A 24,611-nucleotide genomic window follows, 5' to 3' on the forward strand; every position below is an offset into this window, starting at 1 on the left:
GGGAAATGGAAACCAAACGGCATATTGGCGATTCGTTCGGCATGACCCGATTAGAGATGATTCGCACAAGGCCGTATGGCCGACTTAAGGAGAGACCCATGACCCGCACCCATTTCGCCTCGACCGCCGCGCTGATCGCCTTCATGGCGGGCGCCACGCCCGGCCTGGCCCAGACCGCGCCGACCGAGCTGCCCACCCTGCTGCAGGGGCTGGCGCTGGACCGCGTCACCACCGAGACCAAGCGCGACGGCAAGCGCGAATACGAGGGCTATCTGTCCGACGGCACCCAGATCGAGGCCGAGTTCGACATGGCCGGCAACCTGCTCAAGATCGAGGCCGATGACGGTGCGCTGCCTGGCCCGGTGCTGCAATCGGCACTGCCTGCGGCGGTCCGCGACCATCCCGCGCTGGCGCTGTTCGCGCGGGTCGAGGAGATCAAGCTGCATCCCCGCCACCTGGAGGTGAAGGGCTGGCAGGAGAACGGCGACGAGATCGAGGTCAAGTTCGCGCCCGACAACACCCTGATCGAGGTCGAGACCGACGACACCCCCCTTCCGCAAGCGCTGATCGACGCGATCCTGCCGCAGGCGGTGCGCGGCTCCGAGGTGCTGACCCAGTTCGGCATGATCGAGGAGATCAAGGCCGAATACGGCCGCTTCGAGGTCAAGGGAGAGGATGCCGATGGCCAGGACATGCGCGCCCAGTTCGACGAGGCGGGCGCGGTCCTGCGCTTTGCCCGCGACGGAGAACGCCGGGGTGGACGCGACCGGGCCGAGCGTGGCCCCCGGGGCGATGGCCCTCGCGCAGAAGGCCCGCGTGGCGACAGGCCGCACCGTGAAGGCCCCCGTGGCGTTGGCCCCCGCGGCGATCGGGGCGGCATGGCCCCCGCGGCGCAGATCGACACGGTCGCGGCCAATCAGCGCCTGACCGAGGCGGGCTATACCCAGTTCGGCCTGATGCGCCAGCAGGGCCCCCGCCTGATGCTGGACGCGACCAATCCCGATGGCGAGGCGGTGACGCTGGAGCTGGACCTGCAGGGGCAGCTGGTGCGCGAAACCGCCCGCTGATCGCGCAGTCCGACGTCAGGTGACAGGGCCGTCCCCGCAGGGGGGCGGCCCTTTCGCATGGGGCTGTCGAACAAGACACTTTGCCTCCGCACGGCATCGGTCTAGTCTGCCCGCAAGCCAAAGCCTTTGGCGGCATGTCATTTTATCGACATGCGGGCCGGATAACGGGATACGGCTGAATGACATCGACAAGGAGGATCTACCAATGACACGGATCGACCGACGCGGCCTTCTGCGCGGGGCTGCGGCCACGGCTGGCGTGACGCTGGCCTCTCCCTTCCTCGCGCGGCGCGCGATGGCGCAGGGCGCGGGCACGGTGAACATCTTTGCCTGGGCCGGCTATCTGAACGACGAGATCCTGGGCGCCTTTCAGGAGGCCACAGGCATCACCCCGAACTTCACCCCCTATGGCACCAATGACGAGCTGCTGAACCAGCTGCGCGCCAACAACGGGGCTGGGTTCGACCTGATCTGGCCGACCGTGGACCGCGTCCCGAACTATGTCGAGTTCGGCCTGGTCCAGCCGCTGGACGAATCCCGCATCGAGGTCGACAAGGTTCTGCCCAGTGCCTGGGAGAACTCGGTAAACCTGGGCGCGGTCGTGGACGGTGCGCGCTATCAGGTGCCGACAGACTGGGGCACCGAGGCTATCGCGTTCGACCGCGATCAGAACCCCCTGGAATACGGCACCGCGTCCTATGGCGATCTGTGGGCCGAGGGCGCGCAGGCGACCGTGCGCGGGCACTCCTCGCTGATCGGTCTGGGCCTGTGGCTGGAGGCCGAGGGGCGTCTGCCGCGCCCGCTCTTGGACGCGTTCACCTCGCCCGAGGCGCAGATCGAGATCTTTGACGTGATCCTGGCCGAGGCCGTGGCCCGCAAGGCCGGCATCGTGCAGTTCTGGACCAATGAGAACGAAGCCCAGGGCGCCTTCCGCGTCAACGGCGCGACCGTCGGCCAGACCTGGGATTCGACCGCCGCGGCGCTTGCCGAGGAAGGTCTGCCCATCGGCTTCATCGCGCCCAAGGAAGGCGCGCTGGCCTGGATGGAGGGGCTGTCGATCCCGTCGGGTGCCGCGAACCTGGACAGTGCCTATGCCTTCATCAACTGGTTCCTGACCCCCGAGGCGGGCGCGATGTACACCAACGCGACCAAGATCAACTCGACCGCGGTGGGCTCGGACCAGCTGACCTCGGACGAGGCCAAGGCCTTCTTCGCCGCCGCCTATCCGGGCGACGCGCTGGAGAAGCTGTGGTGGTGGCCCATCCAGGAAAGCTGGTATATCACCAAGCGCAACGAGTATCAGGACCGCTTCCTGTCGGCCTGATCCCAACCGGGGGCGGCCCGCGCCGCCCCCCTTTTTTACGCAGGAGAGACGATGTCCCATTCGGTCGAACTCGCCGAGATCGGCATGACCTTCGGCACAACCCGCGCCGTCAGCGATGTCAGCTTCAAGGTCGAGGCCGGAGAGTTCTTTTCGATCCTGGGCCCCTCCGGCTGCGGTAAGACGACGATCCTGCGCATGATCGCGGGCTTCATCGATCCGACCGAGGGGCGCGTGCTGATCGGCGACCGCGACATGAAGGGGCTGGGCCCCAACCAGCGCCCGACCGCGATGATCTTTCAGTCGCTGGCGCTGTTCCCTCTGATGTCGGTGCGCGACAACATCGCCTTTGGCCTTGAGGCGCGCGGCGTGGGCCGTGCGGAACGCCGCGCCAAGGCCGATGACCTGCTGCGCCTGATCGCGCTGGAGGGTTACGGCGACCGGATGCCCGGCGAATTGTCCGGCGGCCAGCGCCAGCGCGTGGCCATCGCCCGCGCCCTGGCCGTGGAGCCCGGCGTCCTGCTGCTGGATGAGCCGCTGTCCGCGCTGGACCTGAAACTGCGCCAGCATATGCGGGCCGAGCTGCGCGCGCTGCAAAAGCGGACGGGGGTGACCTTCATCTACATCACCCACGACCAGTCCGAGGCGCTGGCCATGTCCGACCGCGTCGCCGTGATGTCGGCGGGCCTGCTGCAGCAGGTGGCCACCCCGCGCGCGCTGTACGACAACCCCGCCACCCCCTTCGTCGCCCGCTTCGTGGGCGAGACGAATGCCATTCCCGGCCGCATCACCGATGTTCAGGCCGGCACCGCCCGGATCGAGACCGAGCTTGGCCCGCTGCTGGGCCGCGCGGGGCAGGGTGCGGCACCGGGCGTGCAGGGCACGATCTATGTCCGCCCCGAGGCGCTGATGCCCGGCGGCGTGGAAAACCCCCTGCAGGCGCAGATTGAGCGGGTGGATTTCGAGGGCTCGTTCGCCTTGGTCCACGGGCTGTTCGACAGCGGCGCGGCGCTGACGGCCTCGGTGCCTTCCACGCGACTGGCGGATGCGCCGGTGCCGGGGCATCGCGCGGCGTTCGGGTTCCAATCGGCTCATGCAGTGGTGCTGGGCGATGGGTGATCTGAAAAACCGTTTTGGGCCAGGGCTTTCGACGATCTTCCTCATCCTGGTTCTATTCTGGCTGGCGGTCATGGTTTTGGCCCCGAACCTGATGATGATCGACTATGCCCTGCGGCCCAACCTGCCCCCCGCGGCACTTGGCGGGCCGGACGACACCTATTCGCTGTCCAACATCCTCTATCTGGCGGGCGAGCCTACGCATCGCGCGATCTTCTTCAAGACGATCTGGGCCAGCGGGCTGGTGGCGGCGGTGACCTTTCTGGTCTGCTATCCCATCGCCTTCTGGATGGCGCAGCGGGCCACGACGGGCCAGCTGGCCATCGCGCTGATGCTGATCATCATCCCCTTCTTCATCAACGAGGTCCTGCGCACGCTGGCCTGGTTCATCATCCTGGCCTATCGCGGACCGCTGAACGCGGTGCTGATGAATATTGGCCTGATCGACGCGCCGATCCGCTGGCAGGGCAATGGCGGCGTGCTGGCAGCAATGGTCTATGCCTATATCCTGTTCATGCTGCTGCCGATCTACAACGCCATCGAATCGCTGGAGAAAGCCCAGATCGAGGCCGCCCGCGACCTGGGCGCATCGCCCTGGCGCATCCATACCCGCGTGGTGATCCCGCATGCCAAGGCCGGGATCGCGACGGGGTTCGTCTTTACCTTCATGTTGGCGGCGGGCAGCTATGTCGCGCCCGCGCTGCTGGGCAGTCCCGGCAGCCGATGGTTCACCGAGATCATCTACAACTGGTTCTTTGAGGGCGGCGACTGGAACCGCGGCGCGGCCTATGCGCTGGTGCTGCTGGTGCTGTGCCTGGCGGTCGTGCTGATCACCCTGCGGCTGTTCCGCGTCAACCTGACGGATGTCGCGAAATGAGGGCGGATCGTATCTTCAACGTGATGTTTGTGCTGTATCTGGTTGTTTTCGCGGCCTATCTGTTCGCGCCGCTGATCATCATGGGTGCGGCCAGCTTCAACGAAAGCCGCTTTCCCACGGTCATCCCGTGGCAGGGCACGACGACCGACTGGTTCCGCGCGATGTGGGCCGATGCGGCCATGTGGCAGTCGCTGTGGACATCGGTGCTGGTCGCGGTCTGCGTGGTGCTGATCGTGGTGCCGGTGGGGACGGCGGCGGCGCTGGTCTTGACCTCGCTGCATGCGCGGGCGCGCAGCTTCGCCTATGCGGTGATGGTCTCTCCGCTGCTGACGCCGGGGGTGGTGATCGGGATCTCGACCCTGATCCTGTGGCGGCAGATGGGGGTGGGCGGGGGCGTGTTCCTGATCGTGCTGGCGCAATCGACCTTCATCATCTGCTATGTGATGCTGATGGTGATGGCCCGCCTGCAACGGTTCGACCGCACGCAGGAGGAGGCCGCCCTGGGCCTGGGCGCATCCCGCGTGATGGTGTTCCGGCGCGTGACCCTGCCGTTTTTGCGGCCCGCGCTGATCGCCTCTGCGGGCCTTGCGGTGCTGCAATCGATCGAGAACTACAACACGACCCTGTTCGTGCGCGGGTTCGAGACGCCGCTGACCGTGTTCATCGCCACCAAGGTCCGCACCGGCCTGACCCCGGCCGTGAACGCGCTGGCGCTGGTCATCATCGTGGCCACGGTCATCGGCGCCATCGCCTATGAGATCGCGCGCAGGCGCCGCGCGGCCTAGCCGTTAGGCAGGATCAGGTCGGGCGCCCGGCTGGCCGAGCGCACCAGGTCCATGTTGGGCAGGTCGTTGGCCTCCAGCTTCGCGCGGGCCTGATCGGGGGGCAGGTCGCGCCAACGGGCGGTCAGGCGCGCGCGCAGCACCGGCTCGGGCACGTCCAGCATCACGGTCAGCGCGAAATGGCGGGCCAGGTCGCGCCAGCCGGGCTGGTCCAGCAGCAGATAGTTCCCCTCGACCAGGATCAGCCGGGCCGAGGCCGGGATCTCGCGCGCGGCGGCACGGCTGATCTCCAGATCGCGGTCGAAGACGGGGACCAGCACCGCGCGCCCGTCATCCGCCGCCAGCCGGTCCAGCATCGCCGTGAACCCGTCCAGATCAAAGGTCCAGGGCGCGCCCTTGCGCGCCAGATCGCCCCGTGCGGACAGCAGCCGGTCGTCCAGGTGATAGCCGTCCATCGGCAACAGCGCCGCCCCCGGCAGGTCGCGCAGCAGGGCGTCGGTCACATGGCTTTTCCCCGCGCCGGGCGGTCCGGCCAGCGCGACCAGCGACCGTGCGGGCGCCTGCGCCAGCCGGCTCAGCGTCGCGCGCAGGGCGCTCAGGGTGGTCGGTTCGGACATCGGATCTCATCAGGGTATGAGGGCGGCGGGTGGGTGCCGGGCCGCCCGACTAAGCCCCGCCCGGCGGGCACCGTCAAGGGCGGCGCGGTTTGGCCTCGGCTTTTGGTATCAAATGTCAGATCATGTTTGACATCTGTATTTCGCCGCGCATATGCTGAGCCACCAAGGGGGAGGAAACCATGGCACAGCCGCTGCTGGAGGCGTCGGGCTTTCGCAAGTCGTTCAACGGCGTGGCCGCGCTGAGGCTGGGTCAGTTCACGCTGATGCCGGGGTCGGTGCATGCGCTGTGCGGCGGCAACGGGGCGGGCAAATCGACGTTCCTGAAGATCCTGATGGGCATCCATCACCGCGATGCGGGCCGGTTGCTGCGAAACGGGGCCGAGGTGACGTTCGACAACCCGTCGCAGGCGCTGGACAACGGCATCTCGATCATCGAGCAGGAGCTGAGCCCGGTCCCCGCCATGACCGTGGCCGAGAACATCTATCTGGGCCGCGAACCGGTGGGCCTGTTCGGCCGCATCGCCTTCCGCGAGATGAACAGCCGCGCCCAGGACCTGCTGGACGGATTCCATTTCGGCATCCGCGCCGACACGCTGATGATGGACCTGACCGTGGCCCAGACCCAGCTGGTCGAGATCGCCAAGGCGCTGAGCTATGACGCCGAGGTCATCATCATGGACGAGCCGACCTCGGCCCTGGGCGAGGCCGAGGCGGATCAGCTGTTCGCGGCCATCGCCATGCTGAAGGCGCGCGGCAAGGGGGTGATCTATGTCAGCCACCGCCTGTCCGAGATCTTTGGCATCTGCGACAGCTATACCGTGTTCCGCGACGGCGCCTTTGTCGAGACGGGCGCGCTGGCCGATATCGACAAGGACCGCCTGATCCAGCTGGTCGTGGGCCGCCCCCTGACCGAGGAATTCGTCAAGGACAACACCCCGGGCGACGACACGCTGCTGGCGGTGCAGGGGCTGGCCGCCGACCGGGGCGTGCGCGATGTCAGCTTTTCGGTGCGCCGCGGAGAGATCCTGGCGCTGTACGGGCTGATGGGGTCGGGCCGGACCGAGATCTTTGACCGGCTGTTCGGGCTGTCCGGCCAGACGGCGGGGCAGATCATGATCGACGGCGCGCCGGTCACCATCACGACGCCGCGCCACGCCATCGACGCGGGCCTGGCCTATGTGACCGAGGACCGCAAGCGGTCGGGCCTGGTGCTGACGGGCGACGTGCGCGACAACCTGTGCCTGGCCACGCTGGACCGCATGGGCGTCGGGCCGGTGATGAACACCCGCGCCGAAGGCCGCGCCGCCGCCCGGATGATCGACGTGCTGAACATCCGCACCGCATCCGACCGGCTGTCCGTGGCCCATCTGTCCGGCGGCAACCAGCAAAAGGTCGTGCTGGGCAAGTGGTTCCTGACCGAACCGCGCATCCTGCTGCTGGACGAGCCGACGCGCGGCGTCGACGTGGGCGCCAAGCGCGAGATCTATCGCGTCATGTCGGATTTCGCCCGGGCCGGGGGCGCGGTGGTGATGGTCTCGTCCGAGACGGACGAGGTGCTGGGCATGGCCGACCGCGCGGTCGTCATGCGCGACGGGCGCGTGGCGGGTGAACTGGACCGGGCGGCGATGTCGGCCGAACAATTGCTGCATCTGGCCGTCTGACGCGCCGGCTGCAAGGACCAAGGGGACGAGGGTGGAACAGCAGACCGACACGACCGGCACCGACCGGCGCATGGGGACCGCATCGCGGATGGCACCGGCACTGCAGCGCTATGGCATCCTGATCGCGCTGGCGGTGCTGTGCATCGTGCTGTCGGTGGTCAGCGAGAATTTCCTGACCTCGCGCAACATCATCAACGTGCTGCGCCAGACCTCGATCAACGGAATTCTGGCGGTAGGGATGACATTCGTCATCCTGACGCGCGGCATCGACCTGTCGGTGGGGTCCGTGGTGGCGCTGGTCGGGGTCGTCTCGGCCAGCTTTGCCACGACCAGCGCGGCGGGGGTCGCGGGCGCGCCCTACATGCCGCTGATCCCGGTGGCGGTCGGGCTGCTGACCGGCATGGCGGTGGGGTCGGTGTCGGGCATCGCCGTGGCGCGGTTCTCGGTGCCGGCGTTCGTGGCGACCCTGGGCATGCTGTCGGCGGCGCGCGGGCTGACGCTGATCTATGCGGGCGGGCGGCCCATTCCGGCGCTGACCGACGGATATCGCTGGATCGGGACGGGCGATATCGGCGGCATTCCGGTGCCGATCATCCTGTTCGGCCTGGTCTTTGCAATCGCGCATTTCGTGCTGACCCGGACGCGGTTCGGCCGCCACGTCTATGCCGTGGGCGGCAACCCGCATGCGGCCAAGGTGTCCGGTCTGCCGGTGCGGCGCATCCGGTTCGCGGTCTATGCGATCTCGGGGGCGCTGGCGGGGGTCGCGGGGATGATCCTGGCCGCGCGCACCGGATCGGCGCTGCCGCAGGCGGGCGTCGCCTATGAGCTGGACGCCATTGCGGCGGTTGTGATCGGCGGCACCAGCCTGGCGGGCGGCATTGGCCGCGTCAGCGGCACCGTCATCGGCGCGCTGCTGATCGGGGTGATGAACAACGGCCTCGATCTGCTTGGGGTCGAATCCTATTACCAGCAGGTGATCAAGGGCGCGCTGATCGTGGCCGCCGTCATGCTGGACCGGTCCCGCAAGACCGAAGACTGAGATCCGGCACCCGCCGGCGGACGTGTCACTGAGGGAGGAAACCAGATGACGAAGACGATGATGATGACGGCCAGCGCGCTGGCGCTTGGGTTGGGGATCGGTGCGGCGCAGGCGCAGGATGCACCGCTGAAGATCGGCATGGCGGCCTATGGCCTGAACGCCGAATTCATGCAGCTGTGGTCGGCGGCGGGGGCAAAGCACCCGGCGGTCCAGTCCGGCATGGTCGAGCTGACCGTGTTCGACGGCCGCTATGACGCGCTGGTCCAGCAGGACCAGTTCGAGACGATGATCACGCAAGGCTTTGACGCGATCGTCTTTGCGCCGATGGATGTCGAGGCGGGTGCGACTGCCGTGCAGCTGGCCGTCGATGCGGGCATCCCCGTGGTCGGGTCGAACGCGCGGGTGAACAGCGACCAGCTGACCGCCTATGTCGGTTCGAACGACGTCGAGGCCGGGTATCTGGAGGCCAAGGCGGTTCTGGACAAGATGGGCTGCCAGGGCGCGGTGGTCATCATCGAGGGCCCCATCGGCCAGTCGGGCGAAATCCAGCGCGGCGAGGGCAACGAGCAGGCCTTGGCCGAATGCCCCGACGTCCAGATCCTGGAGCGTCAGACCGGCAACTGGTCGCGCGCCGAGGCGCAGGCGCTGATGGAGAACTGGCTGACCTCGCATGGTGACGCGATCACCGGCGTGATCGGCCAGAACGACGAGATGGCCCTGGGCGCCATCGAGGCGATCAAGGCCGCCGGAATGGACGTGTCCGATTTCGCGATCGCGGGCGTGGACGGGGTGACCGACGCGCTGAACGCGGTCAAGACCGGGCAGATGGCCTCGATCCTGCAGGACGGAGAAGCGCAGGCCCTGGGCTCGATCGACGTGGCGATCAAGGCCGTGCGCCCGGATTACGAGCCGATGTCGGGCATCTGGGAGCAGTATCCCGACATGCCGTGGAACGACGGCGCGTCCAAGGAATATAACGTGCCCTGGACCCCAGTGACGCTGGAGAACGTGGACGCCCTGCTGGCCGGCCGGCAGTAGGCCCCTTGCCCTCCGGCGGCCCGTCGTCGCCGGAGGGGACCAACCGACGATCAGGAAAGGACGGCGCATGGGCACAGCTCTCGATTTCAGTCTGGCGGGCAGGACCGCCGTGGTGACCGGCGCGGGCTCGGGGATCGGGGCTGCCATCGCGCGGGCCTTTGCCGCGCAGGGCGCGCGGGTGGCGCTGCTGGACCGCGATCTGGCGGCGGCGACGGCTGCGGCCAGCGACCTGGACGGCGCGCAGGCCGTGGCCTGCGACGTGACCGACGCGGGCAGCATTGACCGCGCGGTGGCCACCGTCACGCAGGCCTTTGGCGGCATCGACATTCTGGTGAATTCCGCGGGCATCGTCGATCTGGCCCCGGCCGAGGATCTGTCCGGCGACGCCTGGACGCGGACCATCGCGGTCAATCTGACCGGCAGCTTCCTGATGGCGCAGGCCGTGGGCCGCGCGATGATCGCAAGAAGCGCGGGCGGGCGCATCATCAACCTGGCCAGCCAGGCCGGTTCCGTCGCCATCGAGGGCCATGTCGCCTATTGCGCGTCGAAATTCGGCATCATCGGCGTGACCAAGACGCTGGCCCTGGAATGGGGCGGGCATGGGATCACGGTCAATTCCATCTCTCCGACGGTGGTGATGACCGATCTGGGCCGCAAGGCCTGGGCCGGACCCAAGGGCGAGGCGATGAAGGCGCTGATCCCCGCCGGCCGCTTTGCCGAACCCGATGAGGTTGCGGCGGCGGCGGTGTTTCTGGCATCGGGCGCGGCGGCGATGATCAACGGGGCCGACCTGCTGGTCGATGGCGGATACACGGTGCGATGATGGGGGACGACATGACAGCGACCGGAATGCAGCGTTTCGTCAACGACCCCGACGACATCGTCGATGAGACGGTGGCGGGCTTCGTCAAGGCGCATGGCGATCTGGTCCGCAAGGACCCGGCCAATCCGCGCGTGGTCGTGTCGCGCTTTGCCCCCCAGCAGGGCAAGGTCGGCATCGTGACCGGCGGCGGTTCGGGGCATGAACCGGCTTTTGTCGGCTATACCGGGCGCAATCTGGTCGATGCCGTGGCCATCGGAGAGCTGTTTTCCTCGCCCACCGCCAAAAGCTTTGCCGACGCGATCCGGGCCGCTGATGGCGGGGCAGGGGTGGCGGTTCTGTATGGCAACTATGCGGGCGACAACATGAACGTGCGCATGGCCGCCGACATGGTCGCGGATGACGGGATCGCGGTGGCCACCGTCGTCGCCAATGACGACGTCTGTTCGGCCCCCGCGTCAGAGCGTGCGAAACGGCGCGGCGTCGCCGGAGAGATCTTCATGTGGAAGATCGGCGCGGCGCGCGCGGCCCAGGGCGGCACCCTGGCCGAGGTTCAGGCGGCGGCCCAGCAGGCCATCGATGCCTGCCGGTCGGTGGGCGTGGGCCTTGGCCCCTGCACGCTGCCTGCCGTGGGGCATCCGAATTTCCAGATCGCGCCCGGCACGATGGAGGTCGGCATCGGCCATCACGGCGAACCCGGCGCGCGGGTCGAGGCGCTGAAGACCGCCGATCAGGTGGCCGACGACATGCTGTCCATCGTGCTGGAGGACCACGCCCTGCCCGAGGGAACCGAGATCGCGGTGCTGGTGTCGGGCCTTGGCGCGACACCGGTGAACGAGCTTTACGTGCTGTATGACCGGATCGAGACGGGGCTTGAGGGTGCGGGCCTGCGGGTGCATCGCGCCTTCGTGGGCAATTACTTCACCTCGCTGGAGATGGTCGGCGCGACGCTGACCGTGATGGCCCTGACCGCCGAGACCAAGGCCCTGCTGGACATGGAATGCGCAGCGCCCGGCCTGATCGTGACGGGGCCTGCGGTGCCGCCGGTGGGCGCGGTGATCGCGGGGCATCGGCGCGGCGCGGCGACGGCGCGCGACGCGGGCACCCCCCGTGCGGCCGAGGCGACCGGCACCCCCCGTCTTGCGCTGACCGATGCGGCGGGCGTGGTGCAGGACCTGGCCGCCGTGATCGTCGCCAACAAGGCGCATCTCTCCGAGATCGACGGCCTGATTGGCGACGGCGATCACGGGATCAACATGGCCAAGGGCTTTGGCCGCGCCGCCGAACGGCTGTCGGCGCAATCGCTGGATCAGGCGTTCCTGGTCCTGTCCGACGTGCTGATGTCCGAGATCGGCGGGTCCATGGGGCCGCTCTATGGGTTCATGTTCCGGGATATGGGCCGGGCTGTGCAGGGGCGCGCGGCCATTGATGCGGAGGGGTTTTCGGTAATGCTGCGCGCCGGGCTGGCGGGCGTCACGGCGACCGGCGGGGCACAGCCGGGCGACAAGACGCTGATCGATTGCCTTGTCCCGGCGGTCGAGGCGTTCGACGCGGCCCTCCCCCAGGGGTTCCCCGCAGCGCTGGCCGCGATGGCGCAGGCCGCCCAGCAGGGGTGCGACAGCACCGTGGACATGGTCGCGAAACTGGGCCGGGCGGCGCGGTTGGGCGAGCGGTCGCGGGGCGTGCCCGATGCGGGCGCGACCTCCTGCGCGTTGATCCTGACGGCCCTGGGCGACAGCGTCGCGCGCAGGCTGTCCGCGCCATGACCCCCTGCGGGCCGCGACGCGGCTTGCACCGGGCCGGGGGGTCGTGGCAATGACGACCCCGATGCAGAGCTTTTCGCGCCACGATCTGACCGACCTGTTCCGCAGCCTGGCCGAGCGCATGGCCGCAGAGCAATCCTATCTGGCCGAACTGGACGGAGAGATCGGCGATGCCGATCACGGCGTCGCCATGGCCGGGGGCTTTGGCGCGGCGGCCCGCGCGCTGTTCGAGGCCGATGGCGGCGGGCAGACGTTGGCGCAGGGCCTGTCGCTGGCGGCCTCGACGCTGCTGAACGCGGTGGGGGCCACGACCGGGCCGCTTTATGCCAGCGCGCTGCTGCGGGCAGGGCAGGCCCTGGGCGATGAGGACCGCGTGCCGTTCGACCGCCTGCCCGGCGTGGTCATCGCCATGGCCGAGGGGATCGCCGCGCGCGGCCATGGCCGGCCCGGCGACAAGACCATGGTCGATGCCTGGTCGCCCGCCGCCCATGCCGCCCGCGCCGGACTGGCCGCCGGCATGGCGCCCGCGCAGATCCTGCGACAGGCCGCCCACGCCGCGTCCGAGGGCGCGCAGGCCACCCGCGCCATGATGGCCGCCCGCGGGCGCGCCGCGCGTCTGGGGCCGCGCAGCATCGGCCATCTGGACCCCGGCGCGGTGTCGGCGGCGGCGCTGCTGGACTGCCTGGCCAGCTGGGCCGAGGGCCAGGGGCGCGCGCCCTGATGCCCCATTCCGATGCGCCCCCCCTGCGCTTTGGCGACGATCCGCTGCTGTGGGCCGCCTGGCTTTATTATCAGGACGGCCTGACCCAGGCCGAGATCGCGACGCGGATGGGCGTGTCGCGGCCTTCGGTCAACTCCTATCTGGCGGATGCGCGGACCCGGGGCATCGTCTCGATCGAGATCGACCCCCAGCGGTTTCGCGCCCTCAGCATCGCCAAGGCCATGCAGGATCATTTCGGCCTGGACGACTGCCTGGTCATCCCATCGGGCGGCACGGGCAGCCCGCTGATCGACCGGCTTGGCGCGGCGGGCGCGCAGGTTCTGTCGCGGCTGGCGCGGTCGGGGGACACCATCGCGGTGACCTGGGGGCGGACGATGCTGTCGCTGGCCAACCGCATCGGGCGGGGCGGGTTGCAGGACCTGCGCGTGGTGCAGGCGACCGGCGGCACCACCGCCAAGATCCCCTGGACCCCCGAGGCCTGCGCCACCCGCCTGGCCGAGGCCCTGGGCGCGCGGTCGATCCCCATCTCGGCCCCCGCCATCGTGTCCTCGCCCGACATGCGGGCGCTGCTGATGCGCGAACCGGTGGTGGCCGAACAGATGGCGATCCTGGCGCAGGCGAACCGGATCGTGCTGGGCATATCCTCGCTGCGCCCCGAAAGCACGATCCACACCAGCGGCTTTTTCGACGGGCCGGGCGTGCATGGGCAGTATCACGCGGCGGTGGGCAGCATCGCGGGGCGGCTGATCGCGGCGCGCGGCGAGCCGGTCGACGGGCCGCTGGAGGGGCGCACCATCGGCGTCGATCTGGCCGCGCTTAGGACGGTGCCCTGCCGCATCGGCGTCGCGGGCGGCATGGACAAGGTGCAGGCGATCCTGGCGGCGCTGCGCGGCGGCTATGTCAACGTGATGGTGACCGATGCCGACACGGCCCGCGCGATCCTGACCGCCGAGGGGCACGAGGATGGCCCCGCGCGCCCTGTGGCGGCGGCCCCCGCCGCGCTGCCCGAACGGGTGCGAATCAAGAAATTCCTCAACCGCCCGCAGGACGCCGTGAACGAGACGGTCGAGGGCGCGCTGCTGGCGCATCAGGGCCTGCTGGCCCCGATCACCGGCGCTCCGCGTGCCCTGCGCGCGGTGGATGGCGCGCGACCGGGCAAGGTCGGGCTGGTCATCGGCGGCGGTTCGGGGCACGAGCCGGGGTTCTTCGGCTATCTGGGGCGCGGGCTGGCGGATGCGGTGGCCATCGGCAATGTCTTTGCCGCGCCGCCGCCCGACCCGATATTGGCCGCGACGCTGGCCGCCGATGGGGGCGCGGGGGTGCTGCATATCTTTGGCAACTTCTCGGGCGACGTGATGAATTTCGAGACCGCGGCCGAGATGGCGACCGCGCGGGGCATCCGCGTGCGCACCGTGGTCACGACCGACGACATCGCCTCGGCCCCCGTTGATGCGCGCGCGGCCCGGCGCGGGGTGGCGGGCAACGTCTTCGTCTTCAAGATCGCCGGGGCGGCCTGCGACCGGATGCTGCCGTTGGAGACCTGCGCGGCGCTGGCGCTGCGGGCCAATGCGCGCTGTCACACGATGGGCATCGCGCTGGAGCCCGGCGCCTCGCTGGAAAGCGGCAAGCCCAGCTTTCGCCTTGGCCCCGACGACATGGAGATCGGCGTCGGCGTGCATGGCGAACGCGGCATCGCACGCGCCCGCCTGACCACCGCGGATCAGGCCACCGACCTGATCGTCGACCGCATCCTGGACGAGATGCGCCCGGCCGAGGGCGACCGGGTCGCGCTGCTGGTCAATTCGCTTGGCGCGACGCCGCAGATGGAGCTGTACATCCTGAACCGCCGCCTGCGGCAGCGCCTGCGCGCGCGGGGCGTGGGGGTGCACCGGACGCTGATCGGGCATTACTATACCTCGTTGGACATGGCGGGGGTGTCGATCACCGCGCTGCATCTGGACGATGAGCTGACCGCGCTGCTGGATCACCCCTGCAGCGCGCCCGCCTGGACCCAGGGGTCGCGCCCCTAGACGTCGAAATTGCTGGGCAGCACAATCATGTCGCGGATGGTCACGTTGCGCGGCCGCGTCAGCATGTACATCAGCGCGTCCGCCACCTCGACCGGCTCCATCAGCGCGCCCGCATCCTTCATGCGCTGCAGGCGATCCGGCTCCCAATCCGCCAGCAGGGCCGAGACGACCGGCCCCGGAGAGACCTGCGCCACCCGGACGCCATGCCCCATCAGCTGGCGCCGCATGGTCTGGACAAAACAGGTGACCGCCCATTTCGACGCGGAATAGACCGGCTCCACATGGATCGGCGCGTGCCCCGCGATGGAACTGGTGACGATGATGTCGCCCGACCCGCGCGCGGTCATGTGGGGGGCCACCGCATGGACGTTCTTCATCACCGCATTGACGTTCAGGTTCAGCATCCGGTCGATCGCGGCCGGGTCGGTGTCGACCAGATCGCCGCCGATATAGCTGCCCGCGTTGCACAGCATGATGTCGATCTGGCCGACCTTGTTCAGGATCTGGGGCACCATCGCGTTGCAGCTGTCGGCATCCAGCAGGTCGGTGACTTGCGCGATTGCATCGCCGCCCAGCTCGCGCGTCAGCGCGTCCAGCGCGTCGGCATTGCGGTCGACCAGCACCACGCGGGCGCCCGCCTCCAGCAGCGCGCGCGTGGTTGCCAGCCCGATGCCCGATGCGGCCCCGGTGATCGCGGCAACCTTGCCGTGCAGGTCTTGGGACATGGTATTCTCCTTGGGATGGTGTTCGGTCAGACGGCCAGAAAGCCGCCGTCAAGGGGCAGGACCGCCCCAGTGATCAGGCCGGCGTCGTCCGACAGCAGCAGGGCGATGGCGCGGGCGACGTCTTCGGCTTCGGCAAAGCGGCCCATCGGGTGGCGGGCCATCATCGGGTCGCGCTTGGCCGGCGCGCTCCAGGCGGCGGCGGCCAGTTCGGTCAGGGTGACGGTGGGGGCGATGGCCACGGCGCGGATGCCGTGGGGGCCCAACTCGCGCGCCATGACGCGGGTCGCGCCCTCCAGCCCGGCCTTGGAGGCGGCATAGGCGACGTGGTCGGGAAAGCCGCGATGGCCCGCGATGCTGGTGACGTTGACGATGGCGCCGCCGCCGCCCGCAGCGATGCGCGCGCGCGCGAATTCCTGCGCGCAGATCAGCGCGCTGCGCAGGTTGATGTTCATCACTGCGTCATAGCCCGCATCGGTCAGGTCCAGCAGGCCCTCCAGCACATTGGTGCCCGCGCAGTTGACCAGGAAATCGCAGGTCCCGGCCTGGGCCATCGCGTCGCGCGCGGCCGCCGGGTCGGACAGATCCGCGACGATGGCGCGTGCGTCCAGGCTGTCCAGGTCGGATTGCGTGCGGCTGATGGCCGTGACCCGCGCGCCGCGTTGGGCCAGCAGGATGGCGGTGGCCCGGCCGATGCCCTTGCCCGCGCCGGTGATGATGACGGATTTATCCGTGAAGGGCATCGTGGTCTCCTCTCAATGCGGCATCGATGTCGCCGCGCAGGTCGCGGGCGGTGGCCTGAAGCGTCAGGAACGCCCGATAGCGCGCGGCGTGCAGCCGCTGGCTGTCGGGGTCGGGGTGGTGGGTGGTCAGGACGCGCGACATGGCGGGCATGGCCGATGCCAGGTCGGGAAACACCCCGCCCGCAACCGCGCCCAGCATCGCCGCGCCCAGCAGGACGGGTTCGTCCGCCGCCGCGGCATCGACGGGCAGGCCGGTCGCATCGGCCAGCAGCTGGCGGATGCGCGGATGGCGGCCTGCGCCGCCGCTGATGGCGATGCGCGCGACCGGGGCCCCGTGGGTGGCCTGGGTCGCGATGATCTGGCGCAGGCCGTAACCCAGCCCGCAGATCCCCGCGACGTACAGCGCGACCAGCGAGGCCAGGTCCGTCTCCATCCCCTGGCCGCTGATGATGGCGCGGGCATGGGGGTTGGCAAAGGGCGCGCGGTTGCCCAGGAATTCTGGCACCACATGCAGGTGGGCGGCCTGCCGCACGGCGTCGGGGGCCGCTTGGCCGGCCAGCCATTCGGGCAGGGACTGGCCCTGCGCGCGGGCGGCCTCGACCGCCCGGTCATGAGCGGGGTGCAGGCGCAGCAGGTGGTCGATGGCGGCGCCCGCGACCGACTGCCCGCCCTCGTTCAGCCACATGCCGGGCACCATGGCCGAGAAATACGGCCCCCACACGCCCGGCACGAATGCCGGTTCCCGCGTCGTGGTCATGGTGCAGGAAGACGTGCCGAACACATAGCCCACCGTGCCCACCGCATCGCCCATGGCGGCAACGGTGCCGACCCCGCCCGCATGCGCGTCGATCAGCCCGGCGCCGACCGCGATGCCCGCGCGCAGGCCCATGGCGCGCGCCGCATCGGCGGTCAGGCCCGCGCCCAGGGGTGTGGCGGGCGGCACCACCTGCGTGCCGATCCGGGCGAACCCTTCGTCGGTCAGCACGTCCAGACCGATGGCGCGGAAATAGTCGGCGTCCCACCGGCCCTCATGCGCCAGATAGGTCCATTTGCAGGTCACCGTGCAGGTCGACCGCGCGGTGCTGTCCGTGGCCTTCCAGGTTAGGAAGTCGGTCAGGTCGAAGAAATGGCGTGCCGCGTCAAAGACCTGGGGCCGATTCTCGCGCAGCCACAGCAGCTTGGGCGTCTCCATCTCGGGGGAAATGCGGCCGCCGACATAGCGCAGGACATCGTGCCCGCCCGCATTGATGCGGGCCGCCTGATCGACCGCGCGGTGGTCCATCCAGACGATGATGTCGCGGTCGGGATGGGCGGGGTCGCCCACGCCCAAAGGCGTATCGCCCACCACCACCAGCGAACAGGTCGCGTCGAACCCGATGCCCACCACATGGGCCGGGTCGATGCCGGCCTGCGCCACGGCGGCGCGGGTGGCGGTGCAGACCGCGTCCCAGACCTGCGCGCTGGACTGTTCGGCGATCACCCCGTCGGGTCGGTGCATGGCGATGTCGCATTTTCCGGTGCCAAGCGCCGCGCCGGTGGCGTCAAAGACCCCCGCCCGCGCCGATCCGGTGCCGACGTCGATGCCGATCAGATACCGGCCCATCAGCGCCACTCCCGCCCGATATAGATCGCCAGCAGGATGATCAGGCCCTTGATCACATCCTGCATGTAGGGGTTGATGCCCATCAGGTTCAGGCCGTTGTTCAGGATGCCCAGCAGCACCGCGCCGATCAGCGTGCCCAGGATCAGCCCGCGCCCGCCCGCGATGGCGGTACCGCCCAGGACCACGGCGGCGATGGCGTCCAGCTCGAAGCCCACACCGGCGTTGGGCTGGCCGCTCATCAGGCGGCCGGTCAGCACGATGGCGGCCAGCGACGCGGTCAGCCCGGAGATGGCATAGACCGCCAGCTTGACCCGCCGCGTGCGCACGCCCGACAGGCGGGGGGGGGGNGTGGCGGCCAAAGGGCGTGCGCTGCAGCAGCACCCAGGCCAGCGCATAGACGATGACCATGATGATGACCGGGACCGGGATGATGCCCACGCGGCCCACGCCGAACCACGACACCCAGCCCGGCAGCCCGCTGATCGGATAGCCGCCCGAATAGATCAGCCCCAACCCCCGCGCGATGCCCATCGTGGCCAGCGTCACGATGATCGCCGGCATCTTGCCCCAGGCGACCATCACGCCGTTGAAGACGCCCAGGCCGGTGCCGACCAGCAGGGCTGCGGCGATGCCCAGGCCCCCGTGCAGGCCCATGTTCACCATCAGACCCGCCGCGACCGTGCCCGCCAGCGCCATGACCGCGCCGACCGACAGATCGATCCCACCGGTCAGGATGACAAAGGTCATGCCGACGGCCAGGATGCCCACGACCGACACCTGCCGCAGCACGTTCAGGATGTTGTTCACGGTAAAGAAATTGTCGCTGGCAAAGGCCATCATGACCGATACGACGATCAGCCCGACCAAAGGCAGGGCCAGCGGCGAATGCAGCAGCCAGTCCAGGGCGCGGTGTCTTGCGGTGTTTGCGTCATGCGACATGGTGGACCTTTCCGGTGGTGGCGTGTGTCATGATCTGTTCCGAGGTGATAGCGTCCCCCTCGACCGTGGCCACGATGCCGCCGGATCGAAAGACGCAGACCCGGTCGGCCATGCCGATGATTTCCGGCAGCTCAGAGGAGATCATGATGATGGCGTATCCCTGCGCCGTGAACTGGCGCATCAGCTGATAGATCTCGGCCTTGGCGCCGACATCGATGCCGCGGGTGGGTTCGTCAAAGATCAGCACCCGCATGTCGTGGTTCAGCCAGCGGGCGATGACGACCTTTTGCTGATTGCCGCCCGACAGGGTGTCGACGCGGGCGCGGGCGCCTTGGGCCTTGACGCGAACCTGCTCCATCGCGGTGCGGGTGCAGGCCAGCTCCTTCTTGAAGTCGATGAACCAGTGGCCCTGGCGGTATTTGCCGTAATTGTTCAGCGACACGTTCTGCAGGATGGAAAACGGCGTGATCAGCCCCTGTTCCTTGCGGCTTTCGGGCAAAAGACCGATGCCGTGGGCCACCCCGTCGGCGGCGTCATGCAGGCGCTTTTCCACGCCCTCGACCCGCAGGGTGCAGCGCGCGGCGCCGTATTCGCCCAGGATCGACAGGACGGTTTCCGTGCGCCCCGATCCCACCAGCCCGGCAAAGCCCAGGATCTCTCCGGCGCGCAGCTGGAAGGACGAGACCGGGCCGCCGCGCCGCAGCTGCACCGCGACCGCCTCCAGCACGATGCGGGCATCGGGGTCGGGCGCGGGCTTGGGGGGAAAGCTGTTCTCGATGCGGCGACCGACCATCATCTCGACCAGGCGGTCGATGGTGACGTCGGCGACATCGGTGCTGCCGACGAATTCGCCGTCGCGCAGGACGGTGATGCGGTCGCAGATCTCGAAGATCTCGTCCAGGTGATGAGAGATGAAGACGATCGCCACGCCCGCCGCGCGCAATTCGCGCATGACCTTGAACAGGTGCTCGGTCTCGGACGGGGTCAGGGTGGCGGTGGGTTCGTCCAGGACCAGGATGCGGGCGTCCAGCGACAGCGCCTTGGCGATCTCCACGAATTGCTGTTCGGCGACCGACAGGCGCGCGATGGGCACGTCCAGCGGCAGATCGACCTCCAGCGTCCGCAGGATCGCCTGCGCGCGGGCGCGCATTGCCTTGCGGTCCAGAAGGCCCAGGGGGCCGCGCAGCTCCCGGCCCAGGAACATGTTCTCGACCGCGGTCAGGCCGGGGATCAGGCTGAATTCCTGGAACACGATGCCCACGCCCGCCGCAATCGCCGCGTCATAGGTGGCAAAGCTGCGGACCCCTCCGTCGATCAGGATCTGCCCGTCGGAGGGCTGGATGATGCCGCTGACGATCTTCATCAGCGTCGATTTGCCCGCGCCGTTCTCGCCCAGCAGGGCGTGCACCTCTCCGGCGCGGACATGCAGGTCCACCCCGTGCAGGACCTCGATCCGGCCAAAGCTTTTGCGTATTCCCCTGAGTTCCAGCATCCTGCCCGCCTTTCGTTTGGCCGCGCCCCGACAGGGGGCACGGCCGGGTTCATCACCAGCTGAAATCAGCGGCGTTTTCGGCGTCGACCGTGCGCACGTCGATCGGCACCTCGGTGGGCACCACGCGGGCGCCCCAGTACTGCGCCAGCGCCATGCCCAGGCCCACGCGGACCTGATCGCGCGGGAACTGCGCGGTGGTCTGGATGAACGGGCCGCCATCGGCGATGGCCTGCACCGCCTCGGGGGCGCCGTCGACCGAGGTCAGCTTGATGTCGCGGCCCGACCCCTGGATCGCGGCCAGCGCACCCATCGCGCCGCCATCGTTGACCGAGAAGATGCCCGCCAGGTTCGGATGCGACTGGATCATGTTCTCGACCACGCCCAGGGCGACCGAGCGGTCCTGGCGGCCGTTCTGGGTGGTGACCAGGGTGATGCCCTCATGTTCGGACAGCGCCTCCTGGCAGCCCTCGACGCGCTGCAGGATCGGCACGACCGGGATGCCGTCCAGAATGGCGACCTCGCCCTGGCCGCCCAGGGCCTCGGCCAGATAGGCGCAGGACTGATAGCCGGCATCGCGGTTCTTGGAGCCGACAAAGGTGTCGACGGGGCCGTTCGCGTTGGCATCGACCGCGACCACGATCACGCCCTGATCCTTGGCCATGCGCACGGCCGATTCCACGCCCGCGCTGTCGGTGGGGTTCAGCAGCAGGATGTCGATGCCCTGCTGCAGCATGTCCTCCACGTCCGAGATCTGCTTGGCCACGTCATGGCCCGCGTCGGTGACGATGACGCGGGCGCCGATCTGGGCCGCGGCCTCGTTCAGGGCCTCCTGCATGGAGACGAAATAAGGGTTGTTCATCTCCTGGAACGTCATGCCGATGGTCAGCTGATCGTCCTGGGCCGCGGCGATCCCGCCGCTGGCGGCCAGCGCCAGGGCTGCGGCGGATGCGGTCTTGAGCAAGGTGTTCATGATAGTCCTCCCGTTTTTTGGTCAGTGGGCAGTCCCCCTCCGGCCGCGGGCCTCAGGGGGCCGCGTTCGCAGGGTATGGGGTGATGGGCGTGTCTCAGCCGGCCATGCGGATCGTCTGCTGGGCCGCGAAGGTCGCGCGGAATTCCGATGGCGCCATGCCCTTCAGCTTGAGGAAATGGCGGTTGAAGTTCGACAGGTTCGAAAAGCCCACGTCAAAGCAGATGTCGGCGACCCTGGCATCGGGGTCCGACAGCAGCATGTGGCAGGCCAGGTCGATCCGCATCTGGTTGCGATAGCGCACCAGCGTCGTCCCGGTATGGCGCTTGAACGAGCGTGAGAACGCGCTCACGCTCTGGCCGGTCAGGCGGGCCAGCTCGGTCTCGCTGACCGGGTCCAGCAGGTTCCGGCGCAGATGGGCCAGCGCGCGGTTCATGTCGGATTCCCCGGCCCGCTGCATGTCCAGCACAAAGCTGAGGCTGGCCAGCACCTGCGATTTCGGCGCATGGGCCAGCAGGTCCAGGATCTGGAAGAACAGCCCCAGCCTGCGCACGCCCCGCGCCTCGATCAGGGCGCGCATCAGCGGGCGGACCGCGCGCGATGTCGCGTCGTCGAACAGCAGGCCGCGGCGGCTGCGCTCCAGCAGGGTCTGGACGCCGTCCATCTCGGGGAAGGCGCGGGCCTGTTCGACAAAGCTTTCGGGGAACTGGATCACCTCGGTCCGGCAGGGAATGATCTCTCCGGGGCGGATGTCGCTGAGCCAGTTCTGGGGCAGGTTCGGGCCGGTCATGATCAGCTGTCCGGGGCCGAAATCGCCGATGTGATCGCCGATATAGAACCGCCCCGAGGTCGCCACGACCAGATGGATCTCGTATTCGGGGTGAAAATGCCAGCGCACCGTGCGGAACGGATAGCCGTGCTTCCACGCGGCAAAGGATTCACCCTTGCGGATATGAACCAGCTCCAGATCAGGCTGCATCGACCTCCTCCCTTCCGCGCCAGCACCGGTCGCCGTGACGATCCGTGCCCCTCCAGGCGCTGCATCACGACTAGCACGCATCGCCTGCGGGCAGCCACGACCTCACGGGAAAACTTCTGATACTTTTTTGACATGCCGCGCCGGAATTTCATCGGCGTGCGGGCGCGACGCCGTCATTTCCCTGCGCGGCGATGCTGCCCCGCAGCATTTCCAGCACGCACTGCGCCTGATCGGACGCAAATGGCCGCGTCCCGGGGGATGCGGCCATGCGGATCGGTCCAGTGCGGACCTATACTTTTCGGCAGGTCGGCGGTCAGGGGGCGGGCATTTCGATCTGGATCTTGACGTCGGTGTCGCGCGCCTCGACCGCGCGGTCAAAGGCCGCGATGCTGTCGGCAAACGGCAGGGTGGCCGAGATCAGCGGCGTCAGGTCGACCTTGCCCGCCGCGATCAGCGCGATGGCGCGGTCATACATGTTGGCATAGCGGAACACGGTCTCCACCCGCAACTCGCGGGCCTGCAGGCCGACGATGTCGATCGGCACCGGATCGACCGGCATGCCGACCAGCACGACCGTGCCGCCCGGACGCGCCAGCTGGGGCAGGCCCAGGATCGCCGGAGCCGCGCCCGAGCATTCGAACACCACATCCGCGCCCCAGCCGTTCGTGGCCTGGGCGATGGCCTGCGCCGTGGGGGTGGTGCGGATGTTGATTGTCTCGATGCCCGGATAGGCGCCGATGATGTCCAGCTTGGGCTGCGCCAGATCCGAGACATAGACCTTGGCGCATCCCCCGGCCAGGGCGGCCAGCGCGGTCATCATCCCGATGGGCCCCGCGCCGGTCACCAGCGCGATGTCGCCCGGCTGGATGCGCGCGCGTGACGCCGCCTGCATGCCGATGGCAAAGGGTTCGACCATCGCGCCCTGGGCAAAGGACACGCTGTCGGGCAGGGCATAGGTATAGGCCGCCGGGTGCACGACCTGCGGCGTCAGGCAGCCATGAACCGGCGGCGTGGCCCAGAACTGCACCGCCGGATCGACGTTGTAGATCCCCAGCTTGGCCGCGCGCGATGTGGGGTCGGGGATGCCCGGCTCCATGCAGACGCGGTCGCCGACCTTCAGGTGGGTGACCGCCTCTCCGACCTCGATCACCGTGCCGGAGGCCTCGTGGCCCAGCACCATCGGCTGTTCGACGACGAAGGGGCCGATCTTGCCGTGGGTATAGTAATGCACGTCCGACCCGCAGATGCCCACGGTATGGACCGCGATGCGCACATCATTGGGCGTCATCGGCCGACCCGCATCGATGGGGCGCAGCGACAGGCGGCCCCTTTCCTCAAGCACCAGTGAGTTGTCCATCGTCATTCCCCCCGCATCTGCGATCCGACCCCGATCAAGCGTGCGTGGCGGGCAAATGTAAATTGGCGCCGGGGCGTTGGGCGCAAAAATTTGCGCAGGCGGCAAAATCCTACCGATGCGGGGCGGGGATCTGCGCAGGGGACGCCTCCTTTGGCGTTGTATGACCCGCGCGCAGGCCCCAGGATACAGGCCGAACCAGGGAGTGCCGCGATGATCGAGGATTGGACCGACCGCTTTCCCGGCCTGTCGCGGCTGGAGGACAGCGTGCGCGCCACCCTGCGCGACAAAAGCACCGTGGTAAGCGTTCCCCAGGGCACCGTGATCTTTGGGCCGGGCAAGGCGCCCGACAGCCTGCTTTTGCTGCTGGAGGGGCGGGTGCGCGTCCAGCAGGTATCCGAGCAGGGCCGCGAGATCGTGCTGTACCGGGTCGAGGCGGGCGAAAGCTGCGTGATGACCACGGCCTGCCTACTGGCCTATGACGATTATTCCGCCGAGGGCATCGCCGAGACGGCGATCCGCGCCGCCGCCATCCCGCGCGGGGTGTTCGACGATCTGGTGGCGTCGTCGGTGGCGTTCCGCACCTTCATCTTCACCGCCTATGCCCGGCGCATCACCGACCTGTTCCAGGTGATCGAGGAGATCGCCTTTCAGCGCATGGACATCCGCCTGGCGCAGAAGCTGGTCGATCTGTCGCGGGGCGCGGATCAGCTGCGCGTGACGCATCAGCAGCTGGCATCCGAGCTGGGCACCGCCCGCGAGGTCGTCTCGCGCCAGCTGGCCGAATTCCAGCGCCGCGGCTGGATCGCCCTGACGCGCGGCGCGATCGAGCTGTCCGACCGCGCCGGCCTCAGCGCGCTGGCGGCCCAGGACGCGAATTGGCGCGCCAGCGTGACATAGTCACCGACAGGGCCGCCCGCGCCATGCCATCACGGGGAAACCCATTGGCAGGAGGCCCAT

Annotated in this window: 22 protein-coding genes and 1 pseudogene; 13 read left to right on the plus strand and 10 right to left on the minus strand. The window is 68.8% G+C overall.

Going from position 1 to position 24,611, the window contains the following annotated elements:
• Positions 1-98 precede the first annotated feature (98 nt).
• The 5 genes from ABS73_RS09445 to ABS73_RS09465 all read left to right on the plus strand — a co-directional run bounded on the left by ABS73_RS09445 (position 99) and on the right by ABS73_RS09465 (position 5,166).
• On the plus strand, positions 99-1,067 hold the full coding sequence (locus ABS73_RS09445) for a PepSY-like domain-containing protein (RefSeq protein ID WP_277024671.1): 969 nt from the start codon (positions 99-101) through the stop codon (positions 1,065-1,067).
• 205 nt (positions 1,068-1,272) lie between these two features.
• The gene (locus ABS73_RS09450; RefSeq protein ID WP_277024674.1) at positions 1,273-2,391 is read left to right on the plus strand and encodes an extracellular solute-binding protein; all 1,119 of its coding nucleotides are present in this window, start codon (positions 1,273-1,275) and stop codon (positions 2,389-2,391) included.
• Between the two features lie 51 nt (positions 2,392-2,442).
• Positions 2,443-3,507: an ABC transporter ATP-binding protein gene (locus ABS73_RS09455; protein ID WP_277024676.1), complete on the plus strand. Its 1,065-nt coding sequence runs from the start codon at positions 2,443-2,445 to the stop codon at positions 3,505-3,507.
• 70 nt (positions 3,508-3,577) lie between these two features.
• A complete protein-coding gene (locus ABS73_RS09460) occupies positions 3,578-4,381 on the plus strand; it encodes an ABC transporter permease (RefSeq protein WP_277024678.1) in 804 nt (267 codons plus the stop codon).
• Complete coding sequence (locus ABS73_RS09465; protein ID WP_277024679.1) at positions 4,378-5,166, plus strand: ABC transporter permease; 789 nt, start codon at positions 4,378-4,380, stop codon at positions 5,164-5,166. The genes ABS73_RS09460 and ABS73_RS09465 overlap by 4 nt, the downstream gene beginning before the upstream one ends.
• On the opposite strand, the gene ABS73_RS09470 is transcribed toward ABS73_RS09465, so the two are convergent.
• Positions 5,163-5,780: a nucleoside/nucleotide kinase family protein gene (locus ABS73_RS09470; RefSeq protein WP_277024681.1), complete on the minus strand. Its 618-nt coding sequence runs from the start codon at positions 5,778-5,780 to the stop codon at positions 5,163-5,165. The two genes, ABS73_RS09465 and ABS73_RS09470, sit on opposite strands and share 4 nt — an antisense overlap.
• Before the next feature lie 179 nt (positions 5,781-5,959).
• On the opposite strand from ABS73_RS09470, the gene ABS73_RS09475 reads away from it, so the two are divergent.
• The 7 genes from ABS73_RS09475 to ABS73_RS09505 all read left to right on the plus strand — a co-directional run bounded on the left by ABS73_RS09475 (position 5,960) and on the right by ABS73_RS09505 (position 14,852).
• The gene (locus tag ABS73_RS09475) at positions 5,960-7,441 is read left to right on the plus strand and encodes a sugar ABC transporter ATP-binding protein (protein WP_277024683.1); all 1,482 of its coding nucleotides are present in this window, start codon (positions 5,960-5,962) and stop codon (positions 7,439-7,441) included.
• 31 nt (positions 7,442-7,472) lie between these two features.
• Positions 7,473-8,480 carry an ABC transporter permease gene (locus tag ABS73_RS09480; protein ID WP_286693440.1) on the plus strand — a complete coding sequence of 336 codons (1,008 nt, stop codon included), beginning with the start codon at positions 7,473-7,475 and terminating at the stop codon, positions 8,478-8,480.
• 45 nt (positions 8,481-8,525) lie between these two features.
• Positions 8,526-9,518 carry a substrate-binding domain-containing protein gene (locus ABS73_RS09485; protein ID WP_136855059.1) on the plus strand — a complete coding sequence of 331 codons (993 nt, stop codon included), beginning with the start codon at positions 8,526-8,528 and terminating at the stop codon, positions 9,516-9,518.
• Between the two features lie 67 nt (positions 9,519-9,585).
• Positions 9,586-10,341, plus strand: coding sequence for a GolD/DthD family dehydrogenase (locus ABS73_RS09490; protein ID WP_277024685.1), 756 nt, complete (start codon positions 9,586-9,588; stop codon positions 10,339-10,341).
• Positions 10,342-10,352: 11 nt separating this feature from the next.
• The gene (gene dhaL / locus ABS73_RS09495; RefSeq protein ID WP_277024687.1) at positions 10,353-12,104 is read left to right on the plus strand and encodes a dihydroxyacetone kinase subunit DhaL; all 1,752 of its coding nucleotides are present in this window, start codon (positions 10,353-10,355) and stop codon (positions 12,102-12,104) included.
• Positions 12,105-12,153: 49 nt separating this feature from the next.
• Positions 12,154-12,822 carry a dihydroxyacetone kinase subunit DhaL gene (gene dhaL / locus ABS73_RS09500; protein WP_277024690.1) on the plus strand — a complete coding sequence of 223 codons (669 nt, stop codon included), beginning with the start codon at positions 12,154-12,156 and terminating at the stop codon, positions 12,820-12,822.
• Positions 12,822-14,852 carry a bifunctional sugar-binding transcriptional regulator/dihydroxyacetone kinase subunit DhaK gene (locus ABS73_RS09505; RefSeq protein WP_277024693.1) on the plus strand — a complete coding sequence of 677 codons (2,031 nt, stop codon included), beginning with the start codon at positions 12,822-12,824 and terminating at the stop codon, positions 14,850-14,852. The genes dhaL (ABS73_RS09500) and ABS73_RS09505 overlap by 1 nt, the downstream gene beginning before the upstream one ends.
• On the opposite strand, the gene ABS73_RS09510 is transcribed toward ABS73_RS09505, so the two are convergent.
• The 9 genes and pseudogenes from ABS73_RS09510 to ABS73_RS09550 form a co-directional block, all read right to left on the minus strand.
• The gene (locus tag ABS73_RS09510; protein WP_277024696.1) at positions 14,849-15,577 is read right to left on the minus strand and encodes an SDR family oxidoreductase; all 729 of its coding nucleotides are present in this window, start codon (positions 15,575-15,577) and stop codon (positions 14,849-14,851) included. The genes ABS73_RS09505 and ABS73_RS09510 overlap by 4 nt on opposite strands.
• Before the next feature lie 26 nt (positions 15,578-15,603).
• On the minus strand, positions 15,604-16,317 hold the full coding sequence (locus tag ABS73_RS09515) for an SDR family oxidoreductase (protein ID WP_277024698.1): 714 nt from the start codon (positions 16,315-16,317) through the stop codon (positions 15,604-15,606).
• Positions 16,301-17,920 carry an FGGY-family carbohydrate kinase gene (locus ABS73_RS09520; RefSeq protein WP_277024701.1) on the minus strand — a complete coding sequence of 540 codons (1,620 nt, stop codon included), beginning with the start codon at positions 17,918-17,920 and terminating at the stop codon, positions 16,301-16,303. Before ABS73_RS09520 ends, ABS73_RS09515 begins: the two co-directional genes overlap by 17 nt.
• A partial coding sequence (locus ABS73_RS09525) for an ABC transporter permease (protein ID WP_502686050.1) occupies positions 17,920-18,267 on the minus strand: 348 nt, incomplete at its 5' end. The genes ABS73_RS09520 and ABS73_RS09525, both read right to left, overlap by 1 nt.
• A gap of 1 nt (position 18,268) precedes the next feature.
• Positions 18,269-18,859, minus strand: a pseudogene (locus tag ABS73_RS09530) (ABC transporter permease); the annotation flags it as partial.
• Positions 18,849-20,351, minus strand: a complete 1,503-nt coding sequence (locus ABS73_RS09535) for a sugar ABC transporter ATP-binding protein (protein WP_277024704.1) — start codon at positions 20,349-20,351, stop codon at positions 18,849-18,851. The gene ABS73_RS09535 and the pseudogene ABS73_RS09530, both read right to left, overlap by 11 nt.
• 52 nt (positions 20,352-20,403) lie before the next feature.
• Complete coding sequence (locus ABS73_RS09540; RefSeq protein ID WP_277024705.1) at positions 20,404-21,321, minus strand: ABC transporter substrate-binding protein; 918 nt, start codon at positions 21,319-21,321, stop codon at positions 20,404-20,406.
• Between the two features lie 94 nt (positions 21,322-21,415).
• Positions 21,416-22,297: an AraC family transcriptional regulator gene (locus ABS73_RS09545; RefSeq protein WP_277024706.1), complete on the minus strand. Its 882-nt coding sequence runs from the start codon at positions 22,295-22,297 to the stop codon at positions 21,416-21,418.
• Positions 22,298-22,610: 313 nt separating this feature from the next.
• A complete protein-coding gene (locus ABS73_RS09550; protein WP_277024707.1) occupies positions 22,611-23,654 on the minus strand; it encodes an NAD(P)-dependent alcohol dehydrogenase in 1,044 nt (347 codons plus the stop codon).
• 210 nt (positions 23,655-23,864) lie between these two features.
• Here ABS73_RS09550 and ABS73_RS09555 point away from each other — a divergent pair, with 210 nt between their 5' ends.
• Positions 23,865-24,551, plus strand: coding sequence for a Crp/Fnr family transcriptional regulator (locus tag ABS73_RS09555; protein ID WP_277024709.1), 687 nt, complete (start codon positions 23,865-23,867; stop codon positions 24,549-24,551).
• The last annotated feature ends 60 nt before the right edge of the window (positions 24,552-24,611 follow it).

Origin of the sequence: Paracoccus sp. SCN 68-21 (genome assembly GCF_001724535.1) — a bacterium.
Lineage (GTDB): Bacteria > Pseudomonadota > Alphaproteobacteria > Rhodobacterales > Rhodobacteraceae > Paracoccus > Paracoccus hibiscisoli.

Excerpts from the sequence above, each read along its gene's own strand:
- ABS73_RS09535 (WP_277024704.1), bottom strand. The coding sequence starts at position 20,351 with ATGCTGGAACTCAGGGGAATACGCAAAAGCTTTGGCCGGATCGAGGTC.
- ABS73_RS09540 (WP_277024705.1), bottom strand. The coding sequence starts at position 21,321 with ATGAACACCTTGCTCAAGACCGCATCCGCCGCAGCCCTGGCGCTGGCC.
- ABS73_RS09520 (WP_277024701.1), bottom strand. The coding sequence starts at position 17,920 with ATGGGCCGGTATCTGATCGGCATCGACGTCGGCACCGGATCGGCGCGG.
- ABS73_RS09460 (WP_277024678.1), top strand. The coding sequence starts at position 3,578 with ATGGTTTTGGCCCCGAACCTGATGATGATCGACTATGCCCTGCGGCCC.
- ABS73_RS09515 (WP_277024698.1), bottom strand. The coding sequence starts at position 16,317 with ATGCCCTTCACGGATAAATCCGTCATCATCACCGGCGCGGGCAAGGGC.
- ABS73_RS09465 (WP_277024679.1), top strand. The coding sequence starts at position 4,378 with ATGAGGGCGGATCGTATCTTCAACGTGATGTTTGTGCTGTATCTGGTT.
- dhaL (WP_277024690.1), top strand. The coding sequence starts at position 12,154 with ATGACGACCCCGATGCAGAGCTTTTCGCGCCACGATCTGACCGACCTG.
- ABS73_RS09455 (WP_277024676.1), top strand. The coding sequence starts at position 2,443 with ATGTCCCATTCGGTCGAACTCGCCGAGATCGGCATGACCTTCGGCACA.
- ABS73_RS09550 (WP_277024707.1), bottom strand. The coding sequence starts at position 23,654 with ATGGACAACTCACTGGTGCTTGAGGAAAGGGGCCGCCTGTCGCTGCGC.
- dhaL (WP_277024687.1), top strand. The coding sequence starts at position 10,353 with ATGACAGCGACCGGAATGCAGCGTTTCGTCAACGACCCCGACGACATC.
- ABS73_RS09445 (WP_277024671.1), top strand. The coding sequence starts at position 99 with ATGACCCGCACCCATTTCGCCTCGACCGCCGCGCTGATCGCCTTCATG.
- ABS73_RS09545 (WP_277024706.1), bottom strand. The coding sequence starts at position 22,297 with ATGCAGCCTGATCTGGAGCTGGTTCATATCCGCAAGGGTGAATCCTTT.
- ABS73_RS09485 (WP_136855059.1), top strand. The coding sequence starts at position 8,526 with ATGACGAAGACGATGATGATGACGGCCAGCGCGCTGGCGCTTGGGTTG.
- ABS73_RS09475 (WP_277024683.1), top strand. The coding sequence starts at position 5,960 with ATGGCACAGCCGCTGCTGGAGGCGTCGGGCTTTCGCAAGTCGTTCAAC.
- ABS73_RS09450 (WP_277024674.1), top strand. The coding sequence starts at position 1,273 with ATGACACGGATCGACCGACGCGGCCTTCTGCGCGGGGCTGCGGCCACG.
- ABS73_RS09510 (WP_277024696.1), bottom strand. The coding sequence starts at position 15,577 with ATGTCCCAAGACCTGCACGGCAAGGTTGCCGCGATCACCGGGGCCGCA.
- ABS73_RS09505 (WP_277024693.1), top strand. The coding sequence starts at position 12,822 with ATGCCCCATTCCGATGCGCCCCCCCTGCGCTTTGGCGACGATCCGCTG.
- ABS73_RS09490 (WP_277024685.1), top strand. The coding sequence starts at position 9,586 with ATGGGCACAGCTCTCGATTTCAGTCTGGCGGGCAGGACCGCCGTGGTG.
- ABS73_RS09555 (WP_277024709.1), top strand. The coding sequence starts at position 23,865 with ATGATCGAGGATTGGACCGACCGCTTTCCCGGCCTGTCGCGGCTGGAG.
- ABS73_RS09470 (WP_277024681.1), bottom strand. The coding sequence starts at position 5,780 with ATGTCCGAACCGACCACCCTGAGCGCCCTGCGCGCGACGCTGAGCCGG.